The sequence below is a fragment of the Gemmatimonadota bacterium genome (assembly GCA_041390125.1).
Taxonomy (GTDB): domain Bacteria; phylum Gemmatimonadota; class Gemmatimonadetes; order Longimicrobiales; family Gaopeijiaceae; genus JAGQIF01.
Window position 1 is genome coordinate 173,858 of record JAWKQN010000012.1, and the last position, 19,163, is coordinate 193,020.

A 19,163-nucleotide genomic window follows, 5' to 3' on the forward strand; every position below is an offset into this window, starting at 1 on the left:
GCCTTGCCATCCGCAGGCGTCTGAACCGTGGTCTCCCGCACGGCAGGCTACGCGCTCAATGCTGCGCTCCACATCGCCCGACAGGAGGGCCCGGTCCCCGCTGGGGTGGTGGCCGAATCGCTCGGCGTGCCGGGCACCTATCTCGCAAAGATCCTGAACACACTCGCGCGCCAGGGCGTGCTGGTCTCCGAGCGCGGCCGCCATGGCGGCTTCCGGCTGGCGCGGCCGGCGGACCAGATCCGGTTGCTCGAGGTCGTGGAGCGCTTCGACGAGATGGGGAGCACGCGCCAGTGTCTCCTGGGGCGCGGGACCTGTTCGGAGGTCGGAAGCTGCCCCGCCCACACCGCCTGGCGCGAAGCCAGCGCGCCGGTCTTCCGCTTCTTCGAGAAGCACTCGCTCGCGGACCTGCTCTAGACGCTCCTCAGGTCGCCGGTGGTCCAGGCCCCGGGGCCCGCACGGGGCGGACCGCGGCGCTCGGCCTCGCTCAGAGATCCATCCGCTCGAAGCGGCGCAGGGCCAGCGCCACCGGCAGGGCGATCCAGGCGAGCAGGGCACCCACGGCCACGGCCACGCCCACCGCGCTGCCGAAGAAGCGCTGGAAGACGGCGCCCGTGTACCCCGTGAGCGCCGAGGCGTCGAGGGCCAGCAGGGCCAGCACGCGGGCCAGATCCACCGGGTTGAGGATCATGGCCAGCAGCAGGGGCCGCTCCAGCGGCCAGGCCGCGAAGGTATGCGCACCCAGGAGGACGGCCCCGTCGTACAGGACCGTGAGCGCCAGCCAGAGCAGGAGGGCCAGGCCCAGGCCGCGTGCCGTCTCGGCGACGCGCAGGGCCACCCAGCACCCGATGGCCGTGAAGACCAGCGTGAGGAGCACACCGCCCAGCACCACGCGGATGGCCGCAGCCGCGTGGTCGGCCAACCCGTGCAGCGCCAGCGGCAGCACGGTGCCCACGCAGAACGCCGTGGCGAGCGGCAGCGCCAGGCCCAGGTAGAGCGCCAGGAAGAGCGGCCGGCGCCCGACCGGGTGGGACAGGACGAGCTCGATGAAGTCGCGGCCCTCGTAGAGCGCGATGGCCGCGAAGAGGACGCTCACCAGCGGCACGACCAGCAGCGTGACGCTGGCGAGCGACGGCAGCGCGCGCTCGAGCCCGCCGCCGAAGCGGAGCAGGCCGGCGCTCACCGCCGCGAAGAAAAGCGCGTACCCTGCGACACCCCGTCCCCGGAGTGTGTCGCGCAGTGTGTAGGTGAGGACGTTCGCGGTCCCCGTGCGCAGCTCGTCCATCAGGCCACCTCCCACCCCGGGTGCAGGGTCATGCGGCGGACGTCCGTCGGTTCTGCGGAGGCGCCCCCGCCTCCGGTCAGGAGGCTGGCGACGGCCGCCTCCAGGTCGGCCTGGCCGGTGCGCGACAGCAGCTCCAGGCGGGCGCCGGCGAAGCACACGGTCCCCTCGACCAGGAACACGACGTCGTCGGCGAGCGCCGTGACCTGCCCCAGGTCGTGCGAGGTGAGCAGGACAGCGGTTCCCGCGTCCACTTCACCGCGGATCTTCGCCTTGAGGATGCGGGCCGCCACCGGATCCAGCCCGGCCGTCGGCTCGTCCAGGATCAGCACCGGCGTGCGGTAGCGGAACGCGAGCGCCGCGTTGACCTTCTGCCGCGTCCCGCCGGACAGCGCCCGGAACGGCCGATCCATCCAGGGCTCCAGGCCGAAGGCTCCGACCAGCTCCTCGTCCGGCGGTCCCTGGAAGCCGCGCAGATCGTCGAGCATCGCGGCCAGCTCGCGCGCGGAGAGGTTGCCGGGGAAGCGGGGGAGTTGCGGCATGTACCCGATGTCGCGGCGATACGTCGAGCCCTGCCCGGCCTCCACGCCGAGGAGCGCGAGGGAGCCCGCGTCCGGGCGGACCAGCCCCAGCGCCACCTTGATGAGGGTCGTCTTGCCCGCCCCGTTCGGTCCCAGCAAGGCCGTGACGCGTCCCGGGTGCAGCTCCAGCCCTGCACCCCGCAGCACGGCATGGCGGCCGTAGCGCTTGTGGATCCCGTCCAGGGTCAGGGCCATGCTGCGGCGGCTCACGACATCCTCCAGGCGGAGGTGGGCGGCGTCAGCAGAGGACGCTCGTCCACGAGATTGGCGGGCGTCAGCACGGGCAGGATCTGCTCGGCGACGTCGAGAAGGAGCACCAGCAGGCTGCGGTGCAGGAGCAGGATGGGCCGGGTCTGCTCCGCGAGGAGGGCGAACAGGCGCACCGGGTGGAACGGCACGTCGCCCGCGCCATCCCGATCGAGATCGTAGCCCCGGTAGCGATCCCAGTAGTTGCCCTCGAAACGGCTGTGGGTGCGCCGGCTGTTGGTCGACACGTCGAACGAGTTGGCGAGGAACGTGTTGCGGGCGAAGCGGCTCCCCTCGCTGTTCGCCATGAGCTGGATGGCCCACCCGTTCCCGGTGAAGTCGTTGTCCTCCACCGTGAGGCGGGTCACGCCTTCGGCGTACAGCCCCACGCTGTTGTCGCGGAAGCGATTGCCCTCGATGCGGCTGTCACGGATGTCCTTGAGCAGCAGCCCGTAGGCGGCCATCCCGCGGTTGCGATCGAAGTCGTTGCCCACCATCAGCACGTCGCGGGTGTACATGACCGCTACACCTGCACCGTTCGCCGCGAAGCGGTTGCTGCGGTAGCGGCATCCATCCGAGAACATGAAGTGGAGCCCGTACCGGACGTTGTGGGCGCTGTCGTTGCGCTCGACGTCACTGTCCTCCACGAACTCGAAGTAGATGCCGTCCCGGTGTCCTGAGATGCGGTTGTCCTCCACCCGTACACGCTTCGAGTACCACAGGTGGATGCCGTTGCCGGCGCGCGTCTCGCGCGTCGCGCTCGCCGTGAGGGTGTTGCCCACCACCCGGCAGTCGCCGGCGTTGGCGAGGTAGATGCCGAAGAACGTGTCGAAGAACCGGTTGCCCTCGAGCGTGCAGAAGCGGGCGCCGTCCACCAGCAGGGCGGCTCGATCCTCGGTGAACGAGATGCCGGTATCGCGGAAGGTGAGGCCGCGCACGGTGACCGAATCCGACCGCACCACGATCAGGCCGCGCTCGCCACGGCCGTCCAGCACCGCTCCGGGCGCACCGACCAGGGTGACCGGCCGGTCCAGCACCAGGGTGGGTTCGTCGTAGACGCCCGGCTGCACCCAGACCGTGTCGTGCGGTGCGGCCGCGGCGATCCCGGCCGCCACGCTGGTGTGCGGCCCGTCCGGACCCACGACGATCCAGGTCGTCGAGGGCACCACCCACGCCAGGAGCAATAGCGCGGCGTTCACGGCGCGCCCATCCCGGCATGCGCGTCGTGCGCGGCGTGTCCGGCCGCCGGTTGCCCTCCCGGCCAGCGCTCCGCCACCAGCGCGCGCGCGCCCTGCCAGTCGAGCGCACGCCCGCCGTGCTGCGCGCGCGCGCGGTCGCGCGCCGACTCGGAGGCGAACGCCACCAGGCCCAGGCCCATCGGTGAGCCCAGGCCGGCGCTCTCCAGGTAGTGGGCGGACCCGGCCTCGACCAGGCCATCCGCGGAGGACCGGTCCCGCACCCACAGGGAGCCGGAGTCGGCATCCGGGTCGTGGTCCAGCCACGCCACCATGCACTCGATCGAATCGAAGACGTAGATGCGACCCCGTGTGCCGATGGCCTCGGCACCGCCCCCGTCGTCCGCGACGGTCATGTGGCAGCGCTCACAGACGTCGGTCCCCACGGCCAGGGGGCGCGGTCCGGGTGCGCCGCACGCGCCCATCCCGACCGCGAGCACGGACAGGGCGGCCGCGGCGGGAAGCGCCGCGCCCCGGGCGCGCGGGCGTCGGACACGCGGTCCCCGACCGGTCCGCAGCTCCGAGGTGGCGACAGCCACGGCGGTGACGCCCACCATCACCAGGATCCAGCCGCCGGCGCCCGGCCAGGAGTGGGCCGTGAAGTTCAGGATCTGCCGCGAGCCCAGCAGGGGGGGCTGATAGCTCATCCCGGGGATCTTGATGATCGCGTGCTCCTCGTCCAGGTTGTGCCCGTAGTCGTGCTCCCAACGGTAGAAGTCGGCGAGGCCGACGACCGCGATGAGCAGGTAGCCTGCCGTCCAGACGTACAGCGCCTTGCGGCGACCCAGCGCCGCCACTGCCACGCCCCCCGCCAGCAGCGCGCCCACCAGCCAGGGCATCCACACGAGCTCCGGGATGGACTCGGGCTCGATGCGGCGCATGCCGATGTAGTGGTTCAGGTTGTTGATGTTGCCGAGGTCGTTGGGCTTCTTCCCCTCGATGGTGTTCACGCGGATCACCATGCCCAGCCCCTCCGGGTACTGCGGGGCTTCCAGGTCGATGGTCCACACCGGGAGCGCGAAGACCAGGCCCAGCGCCAACGCGGCCACCAGCACCAGGATCCGGCTCGCTCGGGTCATCATGATCGGTTCCTCGAGATCGGGGTCGGGCCGGGGGACGGACGGGCCGCCCCCCGGCACAGGGAAATCACTGCGTCGTCCACGTCCCGCCGGTGCCCCAGCGCAGCGTCGTGCTCGAGCCGGTGGGAGACACCCGGACGTAGCCCTGCATCTCCTGGTGGAGCGCGGAGCAGAAGTCCGTGCAGTAGAAGGGGTAGATCCCCGCCGACTCCGGCACCCACTTCAGGGTCCGGGTCTGACCCGGCATCACGAGCAGCTCGGCGTTGTTGGCGCCGAAGGCGGCGAAGCCGTGCGGCACGTCCCAGTCCTGCTCGAGGTTCGTGACGTGGAAGTAGACTTCGTCGCCGACGCGGATGCCTTCGATGTTGTCGGGCGCGAAGTGGCTGCGGATCGCCGTCATGTAGACGTGCACCTCGGTGCCGCGCCGTTCCACGCGCGCTTCCGCCTCCGACCGTGTCGCATACGGGTTGTGGTTGTTCGCCAGCTCGAAGAACTGGACCTGCTGATCGCGGATCACGTCGGCGGCGATCGCCTGCGCGTAGTGCGGCTCGCCCTGCGTCGGGAAGTCCAGCAGCAGACGCATCTTGTCACCGCTGATGTCGATGAGCTGCGCCGCGTGGGCCAGCTCGGGACCGGTCGGCAGGTACCGGTCCTTGGTGATCTTGTTGAGCGCCACCAGGTACTTGCCGGCGGGCTGGCGCGAGTCGCCGCCCGGGATCATCAGGTGCCCGACCGAATAGTAGACCGGGATGCGGTCGACGACCTGCCAGGTGCCGATCTCCCACTTCACGATCTCGGAGGAGATGAACGCCGTGGTGTAGGCGTACCCCCGCCCGTCGAACTCCGTGTGGAGCGGCCCCAGGCCCGCGTTCTCGACTTCACCCGCGATGATGCTCTCGTAGCGGAGGACCGGGATCCCGTCCACGGTGTCCTCGAAGTCCTGCGCGTCGATGGCCGCGATCATCTTCTGGAACGAGTGCACGGGGATGACGGTAGCCAGCTTCCCGCCCGCCACGATGTACTCGCCCGTGGGATCGACGTCGACGCCGTGGGGAGACTTGGGCGTCGGTAGGAAGTAGACCATGTCGCTGCAGTCGGTGGGCTCCATGATCCGGACGGAGCGGATCTCCTCCGATTCGGCGATGTGCTGCTCGTTGAGCTGGTTGTGGCGGTAGCGGATGCCGTCGTCCGTCCGTCCGGCGCCTTCCGCGATGCACTGCTCGGCCCGGCGCCAGTTCACGGCCGCGACGAAGTCCTTGTCCTTGCGGGAGGCGTTGATCTCCAGGAGTGTGTGTTCTTCCTCCGAGTTGTACGAGGTGAAGAACATCCACCCATCGGAGGGCCCCTTGCCGGCGTGGGCCAGGTCGTAGTTGTATCCAGGCACCAGGATCTGGAAGGCGACCTTCATCTCACCCGGCTCGTTGGCGCGGATGAAGCTCAGGGTGCCCTTGAAGTTGCCGCGGTACTCCTCGATGGAGATGTCGCGGTTGGGGATCGGAACGCTGAAGCGGGTGGACGCCACCAGGTAGTCGGAGTTCGGCGTGATGAAGGGCGAGCCGTGGTTCCCGGCGGAGTTCGGGATCTCCACGATCTCGGTCGTCTCGAACGTCGTCAGATCGATGCGCGCGACCCGGGGCGTGTTGTTCCCGTTGATGAAGATCCAACGTCCGTCCGGCACGCCGTCCGTCATGGACAGCTCGGGGTGGTGCGCGTCGTCCCACGGCACGAACCCGTGGCTGGTCTCCAGCATGGCGCGCGTCTCCTCCGCGTAGCCCCACCCGTTCTCGGGGAACTGGCTGAAGACGGGCACCGTCTTGAGCAGACGCCCGGACGGCAGGCCCATCACCGTGAGGTTGCCGCTGAAGCCCCCCGACATGAAGGCATAGAACTCGTCGTACTCGCCCGGCGCGACGTAGACGGCCCGCGCCGCGTCCGACATGTCGCCCGCTCCCAGCGCGGTGCCGGAGCCACCGGCCGAGCAGGCGTAGGCGCCCACCGAACCCAGCGTCATGACGACGCCGGCGAGGGCCAGGGTGCTGCGTGAGCGGATCATCGAGAGGTCTCCTTGTGCGTGTTGGCTCGTGGGGGACGGGTTCAGAGCCCGCCCGCGCCGTTCGAGGCCGGGGTGGGGGAAGCCAGGGTGTCCATCTGCACGGTGCGCAGGTACTCGAGGATGGCCCGCGCCTCCGCGGGGTCGGTCACCTGCACCGGCATGGGTGTGTAGAACTGCGCCAGGAGCTCGCGCACCTGGGGATGGCGTTGCACCATCTCGTTGGCGTTGAGGATCATGTTCATGACGTATTCGGGGCGACGCCGTGCGAGCACGGTCCCGAGGCGCGGGCCGACGTAGCGGTCCTCGATCTTGTGGCAGGCGGAGCACTTCGTGACGAAGGCTCCCTCACCCGTCGCCGCGAGCGCCGCATCCACGTCGTCCAGGGTCAGATCGCGGATGGGACCGAGGCCCTGGTCCAGCTCCACCTGCGAGAGCGCACCGGCGTCGGAGGCGGACGTCACCTCGGCGGCGCTGTCGGCGGGGGCGGCGTCCGCCGCGGGCTCGGCCCCGCAGGCCGCCAGCAGCAGCGCGGCCGCCAGGCGGAGGATGGAGGGGCTGCGACGGCGCAGCCGACGGAAGTGGATCGGGACGTTCATCGTGGGTTCCGGTCGGTGGTGGAGTCCGGGGTCCGACCGAGGAGGTCGGCCACCGTGGTGTGGGTGAGGGGTCCGAGGCGGGCCGCGGTCAGCGCCGTCCAGCGGGTGTGCGCCGCGCAGGGGTTCCGGGGATCGCAGGCCCCGCCCAGCAGGCAGCGCCCCTGGGTGCCCAGCTCCTGGAACGGCGCGAGCACACGCGCCACGGGGATCGCCGTGGCCGGGAGGGCCAGGCGGAAGCCGCCCCCCGCGCCGCGGGAGGACGTCAACAGGCCTTCCTGGCGGAGCCGGTGGAGGGTCTTGGCGAGGTAGTTGGAGGGGATCCCCAGCTCCTCCGCCATCGACGCCGCGGGGAGCGGACCGTGGCCGTTCCGTTGCGCCAGCAGCAGGACCGCCTGCAGCGCGTACATCCCGGTCCGTGAGAGCATGGCCCCTCCCTTGTCGCCGGTGGGCCCCCGTGGTCCACCATTTCGGTTAATCGGATGATAAAATCCGATTTAAGCCGCCTCTGTCGGGAGGGGCGCGCGGCGGGTGTACGGAAAAATCGGACAGACAGATCCGAATAGAAGCGCGTCCCGACGGAAGAGGAGGCCCCGGGGACCGGTCCGCACGAGGGCGCGGACGGCGGGTCGTCCACCGCCACCGCCGGGCGGCGGTGGCGGCGCTAGCGCTCGGTTCCGGAAGGCTGAGGGTGGGCAGGCGCCTCGGGGACGAGCGTCTTCCGCAGACAGACGATGTGCTCGACCTCCTGGAATCCACGGTCCCGGTGGAAGCCGAGGCTGGCCGCGTTGTCGGGTGTGCAGTCCGACGCCATCTCGACGAGGCCGCGGGAACGCGCCCACGCCTCGGCCGCCTCCAGGAGGCGGGCGGCCACGCCGTGGCGCCGCACGTCGGGCTCGGTCCAGATCCCTTCCACGTATCCCACCGGGGTGCTGAGGCAGCCTTCCGCGTAGCTGCGGGTGCCGGCCTCACAGAATCCGACGAGTGCGCCCCGCGCGTCCTCGGCGACGAGGCAGATCCCGTCCGGCCGGTCGCGGAACCAGGCGTCGATCTCCGCGCGCTCCGGCGCAGGCTCGCCGTACAGCGCACAGCGCATGCGATGCCACGGCTCCGCGTCTCCGGGGCGCACCGGTCGGATCGTCAGCTCCACGGCGTCCCCACTACTTCCGTCGCGGGCGGCGGATCATCTCGTAGCTCCCCTCGATGAGCGCCTCGAGGTGCGGCCAGTCGATGGGTGCGTCCACGCGCAACGACACCCATCCATGCTGGCCCACGAAGGGGCTCGAGAAGAAGCGGGGGTCCTGGAGCAGGACGCCCTGCATCGGCAGCCCGACCTTCATGGAGATCGAGTCGCCCCCTCCCATGTCCCCGGTGCCGCAGAAGATCTTGTTGCGCACCCTGAACTGGACGTGGCCCCACGTGTCGGTCTCGTGCGCGTCTGGAAGGGCCAGACAGAACGCCCGCAGCCGCTTCAGGATGTGCCCGTCCATTCGCTCGCGAGCTCCACCACGCGCTCCACGTCGGCGTGGTCGTTGTAACCATGGAGAGAGAAGCGCAGCACGCCCTTGCGCACCGAGAAATGCACGTCCCGCGCGCTCAGGTGGTCGTAGAGCGCCTGCATGCGCGGGTCGTCCACCGTGTCGTGGCGGCCTCCCCCGCTGACGCCGACCGCCACGATGTGGCCCAGGTCCGGTTCGGGCGCCCCGCCCACGACCGGGAGGTCCAGGTCCAGCAACCCGACGGCGAGCGCGCGCGCCAGGTCGCGCACGTGCGCCTCGATGGTGCGGGTCCCGATCTCCTCCAGCAGCGCGAGCGCCGCCTCGGCCGCGATGACGCCCAGGTAGTTGTAGTTGCCCACGTCGAAGCGCCGGGCTCCGCGCGCATACCGGAAGTCCTGGTCCACCAGCTCCGTCTCGTGCGCGTCCTCCGGGAGGTCCACGCCGAAGCGCGCCAGCGCCGCGGGAGCGAGCCGTTCGGCCGCCTCGGCGCGGCAGTAGAGGAAGCCCATGCCGTAGCAGGCCATCAGCCCCTTCTGGGTGGCCACCGCGAGCGCGTCGACGCCCAGGTCGCGGACGTCCGTGTGCAGGATCCCGACGGACTGGGCCGCGTCCACCAGCAGGAAGACTCCGCGCTCGCGGCAGACCGCGGAGAGGGCCCGGACGTCCGTGACGAACCCGGGCGAGAACGAGACCGTGGGGACGGTGAGCAGGCGGGTGCGGGCGTCGATGCGCGCGAGCATGTCCTCGACCGGGATGCGCCCCCCGACGGGCGCGACCGTGCGGACCTCGACGCCGTGACGGTGCCGGACGTTGTACCAGGGGAAGACGTTGGCGGGATGCTCCAGCTCGGGGCAGAGCACCACGTTGTCTCCCGGCTGCCAGTCGACGGCGCCCGCGATCATGTTGATGCCGTCCGAGACGTTCTTGGCGAACGCCACCTCGTCCGGGCTGTCCGCGCCGATCAGGCGCGCGAAGCGCGCGCGTGTGCTCTCCGTGCGCTCGAAGAGCCCCTGTTTGTCCCAGGCGTAGCCCATGCGCACGTCCAGGTACCCGTCGATGGCGGCGCGCACCGGTGCGGCCATGAGGCCGCGCTGGGCCACGTTCATGAACGTGCCGTGGCCGAGGGCGGGGAAGAGGCCACGGAAGGCCGTGGGATCCAGGGTCATCGCTTCTCCTCGGAGTGGGCGACGATGGCCGTGCCGACCATGTCGCCCATCACGTTGATGGTGGTGCTGCCCATGTCGATCAGACGATAGATGCCGCCCACGATGGCCGCGATCTCCGGCGGGAGCTGGAATGCCTGCACGAAGATCAGCGCGACCACCAGGCCGCCGCCCGGGATGCCGCCGGATCCTTCGGACAGCAGGAGGCCGATCAGCACGATCGTGACCTGGGTGGCCAGATCGAACTCGAGACCGACCGCCTGGGCCGTGAAGAGCAATACGACCGACAGCATGATGGACGTGCCGTCCTTGTTGATCTGCGCGCCCAACGGCAGGGTGAAGCCGTAGACGCGCTCGGGCAGCTTGAGCCGGGTGCCGGCCAGGTCCATCGCCACGGCCAGGCTGGCGAGCGAGCTGCAGGTGGCCGCGGTCGTGGCCCAGAGCGGACCCGTCTCCCTCAGGAAGGGCCAGGGGCGTCGCGGCGTCAGGAGGCGTAGCAGCGTCAGGTAGACGAACACCATCACGAGCTGTGCGCCCCATACGGCCAACAGGAAGCGCGCGAGCGGACCGAAGATCTGGGCGCCGTACTGTCCGAGCGTGGCGGCGGCCAGCGCCCCGATCCCCAGCGGGGCGGTCCACATCAGGACGTCCACCAGCATCCGCAGGAGCCGCGCCACGACGTCGAAGCCCTCGCGCAGCCGGTCGCGCGGAGCCTCGGGGAGCTTGACGGTCGCGATCCCCAGCAGCACGGCGAAGACCACGATCTGCGAGACCTGCCCGTCCGCGAACGCGCGGAAGATGTTCTCGGGGATCAGGTCGAGCAGCACGTCGATCACCCGCGGAGGCACCCCGACCGTAGGGGAGGTCTCCGCGGTCAGCCGCATGCCGTCCCCCGGCCGGAGGAGGTGGGCCGCGGCGAGTCCGAGCGTGAGGGCGAGGGTGGTGGTGAGCAGGTAGTACGACACGATCTTGCCCGCGAGCCGCCCCAGCGTGCGCAGATCGGTGAGACTCGTGATCCCCGCCAACAGATTGAAGAACACCAGCGGGATCGCCGCCATGATGAGCAGGCGGATGAACGCGTCCCCGAGGGGCTGGACCACGGTGGCGCGTTCGCCCAGGAGCAGCCCGGCCGCGGCCCCCAGGGCCATGAACACCAGGATGCGCGCGCCCAGGGAGAGCGCGCGCCACCGCTCGATCAACGCGGCCGTCTCCCTGCCAGCGGAGCCCTCACGCGGTGCGGCCTCCCTCCAGCGACGCGAGCGCGCGCTCCAGGAGGATCCGGTAGTAGGTGCGGAAGTTGGCGCGCGTGAGCGGAATGAAGTCGTCCACCGGCGCCGCTTCGCCCTCCAGGATCCGTCCGTTGGGACGCAACGTGTGCCCGATGTCGTACATGAAGCGCACGAGCGGTCGTCCACTTCCCGGCAACGTCAGCACCTCCTCCCATTCCCACGTGTTGCTGTAGCCGCCGGCCGGCATCCCCAGCGTATGGCCCAGGCCGTTGTCGATCACCTGGGCCGCGAACTGGTCCAGGTGCGACCCGCCTTGCGGTCCCAGCAGGAGGATCAGCGGACCCCGGAAGTGGACCGGTGCCGGTTGCAGGATCCCGTCCGAGTCCTTGGGCAGGTGCGCCAGCTTGAACGGCACGGCATTGGTGTAGCGGGCGCCGGCGGCCAGCGAGTCCAACACGTCGTGCTCGAGCCAGTCCAGCAGCCAGCCGCCGTCGTCCATGGTCTCGCCGACGCCCGAGTCCAGGGCTCCGCCGGCCGCCGCTTCCGCGCGCTTGTCGTCGATGAACGGCAGGGTGATGTCGGACAGGCGCAGGTTTCCGAACGTCACGCGGAACGGATGCGGTGACAGGCGCTGCAGCGCATAGGCGCCCTTGGAGCCCCCGCGGCTGCGCGTCCCGTCCACGATCACGGCGTGGTCGAGCAGCCCGCGTGCGGCCGCGAGCTCCATCAGCGCGTCCACGTCCTCGAGCAGGGTCTCGCGGAAGCCGTGCCAGCGGAGCACGATCGCGCGTGGCGTGCCGGGCTCGGGAAGCCACAGGTCCCAGGTGCCGGTGCGCAGCTCCTCCCGGAAGCCCGGATAGCGGGGCTCGGCCGTCCCCATCCAGGTCAGCGTCTCCGGCTCCAGGTAGGGCAGGGTCACGGCCACCCGGCTCCCGTCCGCGCGCTCCAGCTCCAGCTCGAGACGCTCGCCGTAGAACTCCGGTGGGAGCAGCGCGGAGCGCTCGGGCAGCGCCATCGCCAGCCGCCACCAGTGGTTCGGCAGGGAGGAATAGCGGTGGTAGGGCTCCACGTCGGCGAGGTACTGCGCCACCGGTCGGCCGTTGACGCGCACGATCCGGTCCCCCAGCCGCGGAGCGTCGGCTGCGAGCGTATCGGCGCCCACGGGCAGGTCGCTCACGAAGAAGTCCGGTGCTCCCGTCGTGCCGTAGTCCGGGAGGACCTTCAGCGGTGCGTGCAGGGGAGCCACGTCCTGCTCTTCGTCCGCATGCGGGAGCCCGCGGGCCTCGGGGACCCGGAGCCCGCCGGGCACCAGCGCCACGTCCAGGTGGCGGTCGCGCCGGGCGTTGCTGAGCCGGGACAGCGCATAGAAGAGCTCGGATTCGGACTCGGCGGCGATCACGTCCTCGCGCAACGCGCGCACGGACGCCAGCGGATCGAAGGCCAGGGCGTCGTTCTTGACGGGCGAGAACGCCTCCCGACGCTCCACCCTCGCGAGAACGGTGTCGAACAGGGCGGCCCGCTGTTCGGGCGTTCCGACGGACGACGGGGGCACGGGCCCGTCGCAGGCGACGACCAGCGGCAGCAGCGTCAGGGGCAGCGCACGGCGGATCATCGGACTCCGGGGTGGGGGTTCGGGTCCGGGATGGTAGTGCGTTCGCGAGCCGATCCGCCAGCGCGCGGTGGTGTGCCCGCGCCACACGGTTGACGCGGGTCGCTCGACGGGCCTAGTTGGGAGCATCCTCCCTGGAAAAACGCAGCAGGAGATCCGGAGATGCTCCGCATCCTCTTCGGGCTGGCCGTGGCCGCCCTCGGAGTGGCGCTCGTCCGCGCCGGGCGTCCGGCGGCCGGGGAGACCCCACCGCGCCGGGCCGGCGCGGTGCTCGACGTGGTGACCCTGGCCGTCGCGGCAGCCCTGGCCACGGGCTGGATCGAGGTGGCTGCCATCTGGTACCGGCAGTCGGTCCAGCACCGCTTCGCGTTCTGGTCCCTGTCGGTCCCCTGGATGACGCCGACGGTCTACCTGCTCCTGTTCGCGGTGCCGGCGGCGGCGCTGGTCGCGGTGGCCCTGGTGCGCAGCACCTGGATGCCCCTGACGTTCCCGCTGTTCGTCTTCACGCTGCTCGCCGCGGGGTCCGTCGCGTTCTCGTTTCCCCGCATCGATCGCTACGCGATGGCCATCCTCGCGCTGGGCCTCGCGGTCCAGGCGGCGCGCGCCGGACGCGCTCGTCCTGCGCGGGTGCGGCGCTGGGCCCGGGGCGCTGCCGTCACCCTGGCGTGTGGCACCGTCGTCCTTGCGGCCCTCGACACCTTCGCATCCGGTGGGCGGCGCCTGCGCGAAGCAGGCGCGCTTCTCGCCGCGGAGACGGGACGACCCAACGTGCTCGTGCTCCTGCTGGACACGGTGCGCTCGGAGAGCATGAGCCTGTACGGGTACGCACGCCCCACCACGCCGTACCTGGAGGGCCTCGCCGAGGAGTCCACGGTCTTCGACTGGGCCATCAGCCCCTCTTCGTGGACGCTCGGCACCCACGCCAGCCTGTTCACCGGACGGTGGGGGCACGAGCTGAGCGCGGGCAACCGCGTCCCGCTGGACGACGCCCATCCCACCCTCGCAGAGGCCTTGGCCCGCGCCGGGTATGCCACGGCGCACATCGTGGCCAACGCCCGCTACGCCGGGGAGGAGACCGGCGTGGCGCGCGGGGCCGTCCACGTGGACGACTACCAGGGCGCGGAAGAGCCGCTGTTGAGCCACGCCTGGTTGGGCCAGACCGCGGGCGTGCAGGCGCTGGCCGATGCGCGCAGCCTGCCGCAGCTGCTGTCCGCGCTGGCCTCGTTCAGTCCCTTCGTGCCGTTCCAGCGGGAGATCCGACGCCGCGACGCCGGACAGATCAATGCGGCGTTCCTCGAGTGGCTGGACGGGGTCGACGGACAACCCTTCTACGCGTTCCTCAACTACTTCGACGCGCACCGGCCCTACGATCCGCCGGCGGACCTGCGGGCCCGTTTCGCGGATGGCAGCGTTCCCGATGCGGTCGGGCGCTACGACGGCACGCTGGCGTCGCTCGATCGCGAGATCGCGGATCTGCTCGCCACGCTCGAGTCGCGCGGTGTGTTGGACGAGACGATCCTGATCATCACCTCCGACCACGGGGAGCAGATCGGCGATCGGGGCCGCGACGGGCACGGGGATCGCCTGTACAGCCAGCTCGTGCGCGTGCCCCTGTTGCTGCGGCTCCCGGGTGCGGTCCCGGAGGGCGTACGGATCGAGGATGCCGTGACGCTGCGCGACCTGCCCGCGACCGTCCTGGATCTGGCCGGCATCTCCGACGGGTCCGGATTCCCTGGGGCGTCCTGGGCCGGCCTGTGGCGGGGGGAACGGGCCCCCGATCCCTGGATCGTGACGGAGGTGTTCCAGGGCGCGGAGGCGCCTCCGGCCGCGCTGGCCGCGTTGGGGCCGCATCAGTCCAAGGCGCTCCTGGACGAGCGCTACCACTACGTCTGGAGCCTGGCCTACGACAGCGTGGCGGAGGGCTACGTGCGTCCGCAGGAGGAGCTGTTCGACTACCGGGCCGACCCGCACGAATGGACGGATCTCGCCACCGATCCCGCGCACCGCGCGACGCTCGAGCGCATGCGTGCCGAGATGGTGGAGCGCTTTCCCGCGCAGGACCCCTCGGTCGTTCCACGGTAGGTACGGGAAGGCCAGCGCCGGGGGCGTGGCCTCCGCGCGTGGATCCCCTCAGTCGCCACGCGTGGCGACGCCTTCCAGCTCCAGCAGCCTGCGCTTGCGCCACAGGCCGCCTCCGTAGCCCGTGAGGGCGCCATCGGATCCCACCACGCGGTGGCAGGGCACGAGGATCGCGAGACGATTGGCGCCGTTCGCCCGGGCCACGGCCCGCACCGCGGACGGACGACCCAGCGCGACCGCGAGGGCCCCGTAGCTCAGGGTGGTTCCGGCGGGCACGTCACGGAGCCGCGTCCACACCGCGCGCTGGAACCCGGAACCGAGCAGCAGCAGCGGCGTCGAGAAGACGGGGCGGCCCGTTGCGAAATAGCGGGCCAGCTCGGCGCGCACCGTGTCCAGGAGCGGAGTGGAGCCCGACACGAACGTGGGCTGCAGGTGACGGGCCACGCTGCGGATCTGACGCTCCAGCATGCGCCGATCCGCGAACTCCAGCAGACAGAGCGCCTCCTCGGTGGCGGCGGCCACCATCGGTCCGAGGGGGGTGTCCAGCTCCTGCACCCAGACCAGCGTCCCGTCCCGGGCCGCGCTCGGAGGCACGCCGACCGCGTCCTTGAAGGCCGCGTTGAAGCCACTCAGCGAGTCGTAGCCGTGGGCGAACGCGGCCGAGGCCACCGCCTCCCCGTCCCGGATGGCCCGCAGCGCGGCCCCCAGGCGGCGCGAGCGCGCGTAGGCGAGGAACGTCATGCCGTGCCGGGCCTGGAACCAGCGACGCACCCGGTCGGGATGCAGCCCGCGCTCGCGCAGGTCCGCGGCCCGCCAGCGCCGGGTCGGATCGCGCTCCACCTCGACCAGGAGGGGAGCCAGCCAGTCCGGAGCGGACCCGGGAGTAGCCAGGGGCCCACAGCGCCGACAGGGCCGGTAGCCCGCGAAGAGGGCGTCCCGGGCCTGTGGGAAGAACTCGACGTTCTCGGGCCGCGGCTTGCGGGCCGGACAGACCGGACGACAGAAGATCCCCGTGGTGCGGACGGCGGCCACGAAGATCCCGTCGTAGGCGGCGTCACGGGCCGCGAACGCGGCCCACATCTCCGGGCGCGGCGGAAGGGCGGCGGGCATCATGCAGGAAGCTGGACTCCGTCTCCGGGACGCGCCACCGACAAAGCGGCGCGGAATCCCGGGCGCGCGCCGCGGGGCGGCCCGACTCGACCCGACCGGGACCGGGGCTATATTCGGGCGACCACCCCGCCGCTCACCGTTGGCCCCCGCGTCCATGGATACCAAACGCCCCACGATTCCGGCCGCCGAGGAGGTTCTCGGTGGCTACTTCCCCGTGCTCGACCACGGCTTCGTGGCCCTGGTCGACTACATGGGCTCGGACGAGGACGTCGAGCGCGCGGCCCGGGTCAGCTACGGCTACGGCACCCGCAAGGTCTCCCAGACCCGGGGGCTCATCCGCTACCTGCGCCGACACCACCATACCACGCCCAGCGAGATGGTGGAGTTCAAGTTCCACTGCGCCATGCCCATGTTCGTGGCGCGCCAGTGGATCCGCCACCGGACCGCGTCGGTGAACGAGCTGTCGGCGCGCTACTCGCTGATGCCGCTGCTCTTCTATACGCCGGCGGCCGAGCAGTTCGCGCTGCAGAGCCGCAGCAACAAGCAGGGGCGGGACGCGGCCGCGAGGAGCGAGATCTACGAAGAGGCCGTCCGGCGCTGGGAGCGGCTGCGCACCGAGGCGGGCTCCGCCTACCGCTGGATGCTGGAAGAGGACGTGGCGCGCGAGCTGGCGCGCATCGATCTGCCCGTCTCCACCTACACGCAGTGGTACTGGAAGATCGACCTGCACAACCTCCTGCATTTCCTGACGCTGCGGGTGGACGCCCGGGCGCAATGGGAGATCCAGCAGTTCGCGCGCGTGATCGCCGGCATCGTCAAGCGCGTGGCGCCGCTCTCCTACGAAGCCTGGGTGGACTACGACCTGGCCGCGCGCCCCATCACGCGCGCGGAGCGCGAGGTCCTCTCCCGCCTCCTGACGGTGGACGACGCCGGGCTGCACGGCCGGGCGGGATCCGTTCCGGCCCCGGACCTGCAGGCGGCCGGACTGTCCCGGCGCGAAGTGGAGGAGCTGGCCGAGAAGCTGGCCTCTCCGACGGTGCCCGACTTCGAGCTCGACCTGACGTCGATGCGCACGGCGGACGACGTGGCGCGCACCATGTATCAGGCCGTGCCCTCCGCGTTCGAGTAGCCCGGCGTCCCGTGGCCGATCACCATCTCAGCGAGGAGCAGGCCCGCCGGCTCTGGGAGCGGGCGGCGCAACTGCAGGAGGACGCGCGCCGGCGCGCGGACGAGGCCGAACGCGCCCTGCCCGTCAAGGCGGAGCCGGAAGGCGGGTTCGCGCTCGAGCACGTGCGCCAGGCCGCCGTGGAAGCGGGGATCGACGCCGCGTTCGTGGATGAGGCCTGGACGGATCAGCAGGTGGGCGTCGACCCGGCGTCCCCGCGGCTCGACCGGCAGATCACCCGTTTCCTCGGTGGGGACGTGCGTGCGCTCGAATCCCGCCGGGTGATCGATGCTCCTGCCGACCGCACCCTCGAGGCCGTCCGCGATGTCTTCACCTCCGAGTCGTGCAAGCTACGTCTCTCCGACCAGATCGGAGGCCACCCGCTCGAGGGCGGCGCGCTCGTCTTCGAAGCCTCGTACGACTACACGACCGGGATCGGCAAGGCCGTGATGTGGTCCGACATGAAGCACTTCATCGTGCGCCTCCGTCCGATCGACGCGCAGCGCACCGAGGTGCACATCCGTTCACCCCTGGACCACTCGCGCAAGCTGAACTTCAGCGTGGGGTCGATCTTCAACGCGGTGGTCTCGGTGGGAGGCGCGGCCGGTGCGGCGGCGCTGGCGGGTGTGGCGGGCGCGGCCCTGCCGCTCGTGATCCCGGCGGGCATCGTGGGGCTCACCGGTGTCTGGTGGGGTGGCACGCGCGCGTACCAGGCGCTGTTCCGCAAGGCGTTGCGCGTCGGCCAGGAGGGCCTCGACGGGCTCCTGCGCCAGCTCGCGGTGCACGTGGGGGTGGGCTCCGACGTCCGGCCTCGGCTCGCGCCCTGAGCCGGCCCCCGCGCCGGCACGCGAAGCGGGCCCGGTGCGGGGAGCAGGCCGCGACCGCTACAGCAGCGACCGCACCCACCCTCCATCCACGGCGATGGACTGCGCCGTGATGTAGGCGGCCCGCTCCGAAGCCAGGAAGGCGATCAGAGCGGCGAGCTCCTCCGGCTGTCCCAGCCGACCGGCGGGCGTCTGCTGCTCCCACACCGCGCGCTCGTCCGCGGGCGTCGTGCCCTTGCGTCCGGCCATGGCGTCCGCCAGTTCGGTCAACCGCTCGGTGGCCGTGTACCCGGGCAGCACGTTGTTCACCGTGATTCCCTCGGCCGCCACCTCATTCGCGAGCGTGCGCGCGAAGCCGGTCACGCCGGCCCGCAACGAGTTGGACAGGATGAGCCCGTCCACCGGCTGTTTCACCGAGATGGAGGTGATGTTGATGATGCGGCCCCAGCCGTTCTGCTTCATCGACGGCAAGGCCGCGCGGCAGAGGTTGATGACGCTCTCGAGGTTCTGGCGGATGGCCCGGCTCCACGTGTCGCGGTCGTGGGCCTCGAACGGGCCGGCAGGCGGCCCTCCGGTATTGGTCACCAGGATGTCGATGCGACCGAAGCGCTCGAGCGTCTGGTCCACGAGGCGGTCCACCTGGTCCGGCTCGCTCAGGTCTGCCGCGATGGCGAGCGTCTCCGCGCGCGTGGTGAGCGCGATGTCGGCGCGCGCGGCCTCCAGCGTCCGTTCGCTGCGCGAACAGACGACGACGCGCGCACCCTCACGCGCCAGCTCCAGCGCGGCGGCGCGACCGAGGCCACTGCTGGCACCGCAGACCAGCGCCACCTTCTTGCCGAGCCCCAGCTCCATCGTGGCGTCCTAGCGGCGGAGGTAGGCGTCGCTCCCCGACAGCCAATCGGCGCGCGGGGGGCAGAAGATGTCCACGTCCACCGTGTCCTCGAGCGCTTCCGCCTTGTGCGGCACGTGGGACGGGATCAGCAACACCTCGCCCGCCCGCACGATCAGCTCCTCGGACTCGTCCTCCCCGATCCAGAACTTGAGCGCACCTTCGACGATGAAGGTGATCTGCTCGTTGTCGTGGGAGTGGCGCGGTACCACGCATCCCTTCTTGAGCAGGACCTGGGCGTACATCATGCGCTCGCCGGTGATCAGCCGCCGGGACAGCAGCGGGTTCACCTCTTCCAGGGGCATGGACGCGAGACGGTGGTGATGGACCTTGGAGCTCATGGATCCGACTTCCGGACAGCGGGGACGGGGCGCGGTCTGCGCCGCGCGCGAGGCAGGCCAAGATGCCCCGGGCGGACGATGGACGAAAGGGCTTCGCGGGGCGCCGGCGGAGCCACAGGCCTCCAGGCGGGAGGGCCGCGGGTCGCCGGCCCGCCCGGAGCCCTGTATTCATTGAGGGACCACCGGGGC

The 19,163-nt window shown here is 71.1% G+C and carries 19 protein-coding genes; 4 read left to right on the top strand and 15 right to left on the bottom strand.

What is annotated here, in order from left to right:
* Positions 1-27: 27 nt before the first annotated feature.
* Positions 28-414: an Rrf2 family transcriptional regulator gene (locus tag R3E98_14570; GenBank protein ID MEZ4424630.1), complete on the top strand. Its 387-nt coding sequence runs from the start codon at positions 28-30 to the stop codon at positions 412-414.
* Between the two features lie 70 nt (positions 415-484).
* Here the strand turns inward: R3E98_14570 and R3E98_14575 are convergent, their stop codons facing one another.
* The 12 genes from R3E98_14575 to R3E98_14630 all read right to left on the bottom strand — a co-directional run bounded on the left by R3E98_14575 (position 485) and on the right by R3E98_14630 (position 12,569).
* Positions 485-1,282: an ABC transporter permease subunit gene (locus R3E98_14575; GenBank protein ID MEZ4424631.1), complete on the bottom strand. Its 798-nt coding sequence runs from the start codon at positions 1,280-1,282 to the stop codon at positions 485-487.
* Complete coding sequence (locus tag R3E98_14580) at positions 1,282-2,070, bottom strand: ABC transporter ATP-binding protein (protein ID MEZ4424632.1); 789 nt, start codon at positions 2,068-2,070, stop codon at positions 1,282-1,284. Before R3E98_14580 ends, R3E98_14575 begins: the two co-directional genes overlap by 1 nt.
* A complete protein-coding gene (gene nosD, locus R3E98_14585; GenBank protein MEZ4424633.1) occupies positions 2,067-3,305 on the bottom strand; it encodes a nitrous oxide reductase family maturation protein NosD in 1,239 nt (412 codons plus the stop codon). Before nosD ends, R3E98_14580 begins: the two co-directional genes overlap by 4 nt.
* On the bottom strand, positions 3,302-4,423 hold the full coding sequence (locus R3E98_14590) for a nitrous oxide reductase accessory protein NosL (GenBank protein ID MEZ4424634.1): 1,122 nt from the start codon (positions 4,421-4,423) through the stop codon (positions 3,302-3,304). The genes nosD and R3E98_14590 overlap by 4 nt, the downstream gene beginning before the upstream one ends.
* Before the next feature lie 64 nt (positions 4,424-4,487).
* Entirely contained in the window at positions 4,488-6,473 is a 1,986-nt protein-coding gene (gene nosZ, locus R3E98_14595; protein ID MEZ4424635.1) for a Sec-dependent nitrous-oxide reductase, read from the bottom strand.
* 41 nt (positions 6,474-6,514) lie between these two features.
* Positions 6,515-7,069, bottom strand: a complete 555-nt coding sequence (locus R3E98_14600) for a cytochrome c (GenBank protein ID MEZ4424636.1) — start codon at positions 7,067-7,069, stop codon at positions 6,515-6,517.
* Positions 7,066-7,494 carry an Rrf2 family transcriptional regulator gene (locus R3E98_14605; protein MEZ4424637.1) on the bottom strand — a complete coding sequence of 143 codons (429 nt, stop codon included), beginning with the start codon at positions 7,492-7,494 and terminating at the stop codon, positions 7,066-7,068. The genes R3E98_14600 and R3E98_14605 overlap by 4 nt, the downstream gene beginning before the upstream one ends.
* Before the next feature lie 236 nt (positions 7,495-7,730).
* Complete coding sequence (locus R3E98_14610; protein MEZ4424638.1) at positions 7,731-8,216, bottom strand: GNAT family N-acetyltransferase; 486 nt, start codon at positions 8,214-8,216, stop codon at positions 7,731-7,733.
* Positions 8,217-8,226: 10 nt separating this feature from the next.
* Complete coding sequence (locus R3E98_14615; protein MEZ4424639.1) at positions 8,227-8,556, bottom strand: MmcQ/YjbR family DNA-binding protein; 330 nt, start codon at positions 8,554-8,556, stop codon at positions 8,227-8,229.
* Entirely contained in the window at positions 8,538-9,731 is a 1,194-nt protein-coding gene (locus R3E98_14620; GenBank protein ID MEZ4424640.1) for an aminotransferase class V-fold PLP-dependent enzyme, read from the bottom strand. The genes R3E98_14615 and R3E98_14620 overlap by 19 nt, the downstream gene beginning before the upstream one ends.
* The gene (locus R3E98_14625) at positions 9,728-10,927 is read right to left on the bottom strand and encodes a dicarboxylate/amino acid:cation symporter (protein MEZ4424641.1); all 1,200 of its coding nucleotides are present in this window, start codon (positions 10,925-10,927) and stop codon (positions 9,728-9,730) included. Before R3E98_14625 ends, R3E98_14620 begins: the two co-directional genes overlap by 4 nt.
* Before the next feature lie 28 nt (positions 10,928-10,955).
* Positions 10,956-12,569, bottom strand: coding sequence for a hypothetical protein (locus tag R3E98_14630; GenBank protein MEZ4424642.1), 1,614 nt, complete (start codon positions 12,567-12,569; stop codon positions 10,956-10,958).
* A gap of 159 nt (positions 12,570-12,728) precedes the next feature.
* Here R3E98_14630 and R3E98_14635 point away from each other — a divergent pair, with 159 nt between their 5' ends.
* Positions 12,729-14,648: a sulfatase gene (locus tag R3E98_14635; GenBank protein MEZ4424643.1), complete on the top strand. Its 1,920-nt coding sequence runs from the start codon at positions 12,729-12,731 to the stop codon at positions 14,646-14,648.
* A 48-nt stretch (positions 14,649-14,696) separates the two neighbouring features.
* On the opposite strand, the gene R3E98_14640 is transcribed toward R3E98_14635, so the two are convergent.
* Entirely contained in the window at positions 14,697-15,758 is a 1,062-nt protein-coding gene (locus tag R3E98_14640; GenBank protein ID MEZ4424644.1) for a methylated-DNA--[protein]-cysteine S-methyltransferase, read from the bottom strand.
* A gap of 151 nt (positions 15,759-15,909) precedes the next feature.
* On the opposite strand from R3E98_14640, the gene thyX reads away from it, so the two are divergent.
* Both thyX and R3E98_14650 read left to right on the top strand, forming a co-directional pair.
* Positions 15,910-16,884, top strand: a complete 975-nt coding sequence (gene thyX, locus R3E98_14645; GenBank protein ID MEZ4424645.1) for an FAD-dependent thymidylate synthase — start codon at positions 15,910-15,912, stop codon at positions 16,882-16,884.
* A gap of 11 nt (positions 16,885-16,895) precedes the next feature.
* A complete protein-coding gene (locus tag R3E98_14650) occupies positions 16,896-17,747 on the top strand; it encodes a hypothetical protein (GenBank protein ID MEZ4424646.1) in 852 nt (283 codons plus the stop codon).
* A gap of 57 nt (positions 17,748-17,804) precedes the next feature.
* Here R3E98_14650 and R3E98_14655 read toward each other — a convergent pair whose 3' ends face one another.
* Positions 17,805-18,596, bottom strand: a complete 792-nt coding sequence (locus R3E98_14655) for an SDR family oxidoreductase (GenBank protein ID MEZ4424647.1) — start codon at positions 18,594-18,596, stop codon at positions 17,805-17,807.
* Positions 18,597-18,605: 9 nt separating this feature from the next.
* The gene (locus R3E98_14660) at positions 18,606-18,974 is read right to left on the bottom strand and encodes a cupin domain-containing protein (protein ID MEZ4424648.1); all 369 of its coding nucleotides are present in this window, start codon (positions 18,972-18,974) and stop codon (positions 18,606-18,608) included.
* Positions 18,975-19,163 lie beyond the last annotated feature (189 nt).

Coding starts and splice junctions, on each gene's coding strand:
- R3E98_14575 (MEZ4424631.1), bottom strand. CDS start 1,282: ATGGACGAGCTGCGCACGGGGACCGCGAACGTCCTCACCTACACACTG.
- R3E98_14590 (MEZ4424634.1), bottom strand. CDS start 4,423: ATGATGACCCGAGCGAGCCGGATCCTGGTGCTGGTGGCCGCGTTGGCG.
- nosZ (MEZ4424635.1), bottom strand. CDS start 6,473: ATGATCCGCTCACGCAGCACCCTGGCCCTCGCCGGCGTCGTCATGACG.
- R3E98_14600 (MEZ4424636.1), bottom strand. CDS start 7,069: ATGAACGTCCCGATCCACTTCCGTCGGCTGCGCCGTCGCAGCCCCTCC.
- R3E98_14605 (MEZ4424637.1), bottom strand. CDS start 7,494: ATGCTCTCACGGACCGGGATGTACGCGCTGCAGGCGGTCCTGCTGCTG.
- R3E98_14615 (MEZ4424639.1), bottom strand. CDS start 8,556: ATGGACGGGCACATCCTGAAGCGGCTGCGGGCGTTCTGTCTGGCCCTT.
- R3E98_14620 (MEZ4424640.1), bottom strand. CDS start 9,731: ATGACCCTGGATCCCACGGCCTTCCGTGGCCTCTTCCCCGCCCTCGGC.
- R3E98_14630 (MEZ4424642.1), bottom strand. CDS start 12,569: ATGATCCGCCGTGCGCTGCCCCTGACGCTGCTGCCGCTGGTCGTCGCC.
- R3E98_14635 (MEZ4424643.1), top strand. CDS start 12,729: ATGCTCCGCATCCTCTTCGGGCTGGCCGTGGCCGCCCTCGGAGTGGCG.
- R3E98_14640 (MEZ4424644.1), bottom strand. CDS start 15,758: ATGATGCCCGCCGCCCTTCCGCCGCGCCCGGAGATGTGGGCCGCGTTC.
- thyX (MEZ4424645.1), top strand. CDS start 15,910: ATGGATACCAAACGCCCCACGATTCCGGCCGCCGAGGAGGTTCTCGGT.
- R3E98_14655 (MEZ4424647.1), bottom strand. CDS start 18,596: ATGGAGCTGGGGCTCGGCAAGAAGGTGGCGCTGGTCTGCGGTGCCAGC.
- R3E98_14660 (MEZ4424648.1), bottom strand. CDS start 18,974: ATGAGCTCCAAGGTCCATCACCACCGTCTCGCGTCCATGCCCCTGGAA.